At 62.7% G+C, this 5,237-nt stretch carries 4 protein-coding genes, 1 pseudogene and 1 riboswitch; of the genes and pseudogenes, 3 read left to right on the top strand and 2 right to left on the bottom strand.

Annotated elements, in window-relative coordinates; all coding sequences use genetic code 11:
- Nucleotides 1-200: 200 nt before the first annotated feature.
- Together AB4Z11_RS22035 and AB4Z11_RS22030 are read right to left on the bottom strand one after the other, a co-directional pair.
- On the bottom strand, nt 201-1,742 hold the full coding sequence (locus AB4Z11_RS22035; RefSeq protein ID WP_442027680.1) for a S8 family serine peptidase: 1,542 nt from the start codon (nt 1,740-1,742) through the stop codon (nt 201-203).
- A gap of 104 nt (nt 1,743-1,846) precedes the next feature.
- Nucleotides 1,847-2,470, bottom strand: coding sequence for a hypothetical protein (locus AB4Z11_RS22030; RefSeq protein ID WP_442027679.1), 624 nt, complete (start codon nt 2,468-2,470; stop codon nt 1,847-1,849).
- Nucleotides 2,471-2,552: 82 nt separating this feature from the next.
- Nucleotides 2,553-2,655, top strand: a riboswitch (TPP riboswitch).
- A 74-nt stretch (nt 2,656-2,729) separates the two neighbouring features.
- On the opposite strand from AB4Z11_RS22030, the gene thiC reads away from it, so the two are divergent.
- The 3 genes and pseudogenes from thiC to AB4Z11_RS22015 all read left to right on the top strand — a co-directional run.
- Nucleotides 2,730-4,592, top strand: a complete 1,863-nt coding sequence (thiC, locus tag AB4Z11_RS22025; RefSeq protein ID WP_442027677.1) for a phosphomethylpyrimidine synthase ThiC — start codon at nt 2,730-2,732, stop codon at nt 4,590-4,592.
- Nucleotides 4,589-4,792, top strand: a complete 204-nt coding sequence (gene thiS, locus AB4Z11_RS22020; RefSeq protein WP_442027676.1) for a sulfur carrier protein ThiS — start codon at nt 4,589-4,591, stop codon at nt 4,790-4,792. The genes thiC and thiS overlap by 4 nt, the downstream gene beginning before the upstream one ends.
- Nucleotides 4,793-4,886: 94 nt before the next feature.
- Nucleotides 4,887-5,237: pseudogene (locus tag AB4Z11_RS22015) on the top strand (thiazole synthase); the annotation flags it as partial.

The raw sequence follows: 5,237 nt of genomic DNA, 5'->3' as shown, positions 1-5,237 counted from the left end.
AACTAGCAGCGGCGACAAGGGAGAGAGCAGGAAGGGAGGATTTCATAATGGGCCTCTTTATGGTTATGTTCTAAGGTCATTATCCGTTCCAGGCGGAAAATTAAAAGTGAGTTAGGGCACATAGTAACGGACTGTTACACAATGCTGAGCTAGCCGCGGCTTCCGCGCAACGCTGCGCCGCGGCCCATCCCAAACGCGCCCTATTTGCCGCAGCCTTTCGCGGTGATACGGTCATGTGCCGCCTTCGCTTGCACCAGGCCATAGCCGAACTTGTCGTCGCGGCCAGGCGTGCCGAGGTCGCGTGCGCTCAGGTCGAGCGAGGTGCGCAACTGAGCCGCGGTGCAATTGATGTGCAGGCTCCAGACCAGCGCGGCGACAGCCGATACGTGCGGCGTGGCCATCGAAGTGCCGTCCCATACCGCATAGTTGGATGGCGTGATCGTGATCGTAGCCACTTGGCCCGACTGGCCCAGCATCGCCTGTCCGTCAGCCTGGCTTGCGGAGACTGATGGAATATTCGTGACGGTCGTGCCCAGCGTGCCGCCAAAGCCGCCAGCCACATTGTTGTAGACGATGGCGCCCTTGCCGCCGCTGGTCTGGCAGTTGGATACCTTGGTGGCGAAGTCGATGCTGCCGCGCTGGATCAGGCAGATCTTGCCGCTTACGCTGGCGTCGACTTTGTCGCCGAGGCCGAAGTCGGCCAGCGGCGCGCTGGCCGTGGACTTGGGCGAGCCCTCCATATCGCCTGCGGCATAGCTCTTGTTGCCGACCGTGAGCGCGGAGTCGGCGCCGGTCCCCATCGGCACGGTGGACGTCACGGCCACACCGGGCGCCGACAGTTCCACCTTGCTGTTGTACTGCGAGAAGTCGGCCCAGTTCATGTTCGCATCCAGYGCGCCGACCGACACGACGGAAGCGTAGCCGGCCGGGTAGGAGATGGCCGTGTTGCCGTCGTTGCCTGCCGCCGCAATGGACAGCACATTCTTCGCGGCCAGCGCGTTGAAGGCCTTTTCTTCCGTCTTGGTCGGCTTACCGCCGCCCAGCGACATGCTGATGATGTTCGCACCCGCTGCGCCGCACTTGTTGACGGCCGTGGCCAAGGTGGACGAATACGCCCAGCCATCGGCGCCGAACACTTTGACGATGTGCAGCTTGAGCTGCTTGTTCGGATTGACGCCCACCACACCGATGGCATTGTTGACGGCGGCAATGGTGCCCGCAACGTGCGTCCCGTGCTGGTCTTCATCGGTGTACCACCAGCCGGTGCCTTTGTCCCACTCGCCGGTGAGGTTGTTGCCGATGATGTCTTCGTGATTGGCGTCGATGCCGGAATCAACGATGCACAGCTTGCGGTTGCCAGCCGACGCATCGGACAGCTGGTCGGCCTGCACCATGCTGATACCGTATGGGATGGTTTGCGCGCTGTTGCCGGGCGTGCCGCCGGCCTTGCGCAAGGCCATCGGATAGCGCTTCTCATCCTGCTCGATATACAGCACGTTGGGGTTGTGCTGCAGACCTTGCAGCGCTTGCGGCGGCACTTCAATCGCCATCGCGTCCATGCCGTAAATCTCATGCGCGACGGCGCCGTGTGCGGCAGCGGCAGCGGAGCGGACGGCGGCCGCGGCGCCGGGCTGGAAGGCCACCACGACGCGGACTTTATCCGGTGCTGCGGCGTAGGCGGGCAGGGCGGCGGCGAAGGTTGAGGCGGCAATGGCTAGCGGTAGAAGCTTGCTGTGCGTCATGATTTATCTCTCCCAAGATAGTCGCGTTGAAACACACTCAAGCGTAGGCCCGGCTGAGCTGCCGGGCAAACGGATTCGCTAGCAAATTGTCAGTTGTTGCGTTTTTAACGCGTCCCCGCGCAGGAAACATTCCAGGCAGTAAGATCGGCGCGCGATTTGCGTACGGACACGCCCGCCGTTTTGCCGATATCGCTTTCGAACACCATCATCGGCAAGCCGTCTTTGGCTTTATCGAGCGCGATGAGGTGGAAGTTGCGCGAGCGGATTGGCGCGCAGTTGGTGTTGCCCGCCATCAGCAAGCGAGCGCTTTGCAGCAGTTCGTTTTGCGACTGGATCAGGCGCAACTGGTCGATATCCGGCATGTCGGCGCGCAGGGCGACCGGCGTGCCGGGGGGCGCGCTGCATTGGGGCGTGTGATTGATCCAGGTGAGTGTGGTCTGCCGATCGCGCTCATGCCACGCGCCGTCCTCGCGCACAAACTCCGTACGCTGCATGCGGCACAGCGGCAGCACGATGCGCTGCGGCGCGCTGTCGGCGTACGCGCTGAACCGCCACTCCTTGCGCTGCGGCGCGCGCGTCACCAGCACGGGCGGCACTTGCGCCGCTTCCGGATAGCGGGCATGGTAAAAAGTTTCGAAGCTCTTTTGTTCGGCGCTCGTCGGCGCCCGCGTGTCCTGCGCCATCGCCACGACAGGCAGCAGTAGCGCCGCCCAGATTGCTGTTCGCATTGATTTCCTCCCGCGGCGATTATAACGGGGGGCTTGGCGGCAACGCACTGACTGGGTTATGATCGCATCGCTGCCGCAAGGCGGCACACGCTAGGGGTCCTGCGCGCTGAGAGGTGCGCGGGTGAGAAATACCCTCCGAACCTGATCTGGATAATGCCAGCGAAGGGAAGCTTCAGGATGTCCGCATGCGCCGCTCTGCCGGTGTTTGCGTGTGCAGCCTAACCTCCTTTGCTGGCTCCTGCCGCAAAGGAGCCAAAACTTGAACGCCAATCCGCAATTCCTCGCCGCCGAGGCCGAGGTAGACAGCGCAGCGATCGCACCGCTGCCCAATTCCCGCAAACTGTATGTCACCGGCAGCCGTGCCGATATCCGCGTGCCCATGCGCGAGATCAGCCTGTCCGGCAATAACGCACCGGTCACGGTGTACGACACCTCCGGACCTTACACGGACCCGGATGTGCAAATCGATATCCGCAAAGGCCTGGCCACACCGCGTGCGCCGTGGATCTCGCAGCGCGGCGACACCCTGCAGCTGGATGGACCAACTTCCGGCTACGGCAAGCAGCGCCTGGCCGATCAAGCGCTGGACGCCCTGCGCTTCGAGCTGCAACGCACGCCGCGCCGCGCGGCCCTTGGCCGCAACGTAAGCCAGATGCACTACGCGCGCCAGGGCATCATCACGCCCGAGATGGAATTCATCGCGATCCGCGAAAACCTGCGCCGCAAGGAATACCTCGAAGGTCTGCGCGCATCGGGACCGGACGGCGAAAAGATGGCGCGCCTGCTGGGACGCCAGCATCGCGGCCAGTCATTTGGCGCCAGCATCCCGGACGAGATCACGCCGGAATTCGTGCGCGAAGAAGTGGCGCGTGGCCGTGCCGTGATCCCGGCCAATATCAACCACCCGGAAGCGGAGCCGATGATCATTGGCCGTAACTTCCTGGTGAAGGTGAACGCCAATATCGGCAACTCCGCAGTGACCTCGTCGATCGGCGAGGAAGTCGAGAAGATGACCTGGGCCATCCGCTGGGGCGCCGACACGGTGATGGACCTCTCCACCGGCAAGCATATTCACGAAACGCGTGAATGGATCATCCGTAACAGCCCCGTGCCGATTGGCACCGTGCCGATCTACCAGGCGCTGGAAAAAGTCAATGGCAAGGCCGAAGACCTCACCTGGGAAATCTTCCGCGATACCTTGATCGAACAGGCGGAGCAGGGCGTCGACTATTTCACGATCCACGCCGGCGTGCTGTTGCGCTATGTGCCGCTGACGGCTGAGCGCATGACGGGCATCGTCTCGCGCGGCGGTTCGATCATGGCGAAATGGTGTCTGGCCCACCACAAGGAAAACTTCCTGTACACGCACTTCGAAGAGATCTGCGAAATCATGAAGGCCTACGACGTGACCTTCAGCCTGGGCGACGGTCTGCGTCCCGGCTCGGTGTATGACGCCAACGACGATGCCCAGCTGGGCGAGCTGCGCACCCTGGGTGAACTGACCCAGATCGCATGGAAGCACGATGTGCAGGTGATGATCGAAGGTCCGGGCCACGTGCCGATGCAGCTGATCAAGGAGAACATGGACATCCAGCTGGAGCAGTGCGACGAAGCGCCGTTCTACACGCTGGGTCCTTTGACGACCGACATCGCGCCGGGCTACGACCATATCACTTCCGGCATTGGCGCGGCGCAGATCGGCTGGTACGGTACGGCCATGCTGTGCTACGTCACGCCGAAGGAGCATCTCGGCCTGCCGGACAAGGATGATGTCAAGGAAGGCATCATCACCTACAAGATCGCGGCCCACGCTGCGGACCTGGCGAAAGGCCATCCGGGAGCACAGATCCGCGACAACGCGCTGTCCAAGGCGCGCTTTGAATTCCGCTGGGAAGACCAGTTCAATCTCGGCCTCGATCCGGACAAGGCGCGCGCTTTCCACGACGAGACCTTGCCGAAAGACTCGGCCAAGGTGGCGCACTTCTGTTCCATGTGCGGTCCGCATTTCTGCTCGATGAAGATCACGCAGGAAGTGCGCGAGTTTGCGGAAAAAGGCATGGTCGAAAAGTCGATTGAGTTCGTGAAGAACGGCGCGCAGATTTATCGCGAGCAGCAGCCATGATCCAGATTGAACTGAACGGGGCGCCGCACCAGGTGCCGCCGCAGCAGACGCTGCACGCGCTGGTGGCAGCGCTGCAGCTGGAGGGCCAGGCGCTGGCGCTGGCCGTCAATCGCAGCGTGGTGCCGCGCCAGCGCTGGCACGAGCACACGCTGGCGGCACACGACAAAGTAGACATCGTCCGCGCCATTGGCGGCGGTTAGAACCGGAAGCGTAAAACAGGTGCCTGCCACGCCGTGGCAGGCACCAGCCTGGCGCCGCGGGTTCTGCGCGGCGTCCGGCCACGAAAGGAAGATCATGAACGATTACCTCACAATCGCAGGAAAGCAGTACAAGAGCCGCCTGCTGGTCGGCAGCGGCAAATACAAGGATCTGCAGCAGACGCGCGAAGCGACCGATGCGGCGGAAGCGGAAATCATCACAGTGGCGATCCGCCGCGTGAACATCGGCCAGGACCCGAAGGCGCCCAGCCTGCTCGATGTGCTGCCGCCTTCCGACTACACCATCCTGCCCAACACGGCCGGCTGCTACAACGCGAAGGACGCCATCTACACGCTGCAAATGGCGCGCGAACTGCTGAATGGCCACAAGCTGGTCAAGCTGGAAGTGCTGGGCGACGAAAAGACCCTGTTCCCGAATATGCCGGAA

It is taken from the genome of Pseudoduganella sp. RAF53_2 (genome assembly GCF_052113985.1).
Classification (GTDB): Bacteria; Pseudomonadota; Gammaproteobacteria; order Burkholderiales; family Burkholderiaceae_D; genus Rugamonas.
Note: the sequence above shows the minus strand (reverse complement) of the source record. Positions and strands in the feature narration are given on the sequence as shown.

Excerpts from the sequence above, each read along its gene's own strand:
- AB4Z11_RS22030 (WP_442027679.1), bottom strand. The coding sequence starts at position 2,470 with ATGCGAACAGCAATCTGGGCGGCGCTACTGCTGCCTGTCGTGGCGATG.
- thiS (WP_442027676.1), top strand. The coding sequence starts at position 4,589 with ATGATCCAGATTGAACTGAACGGGGCGCCGCACCAGGTGCCGCCGCAG.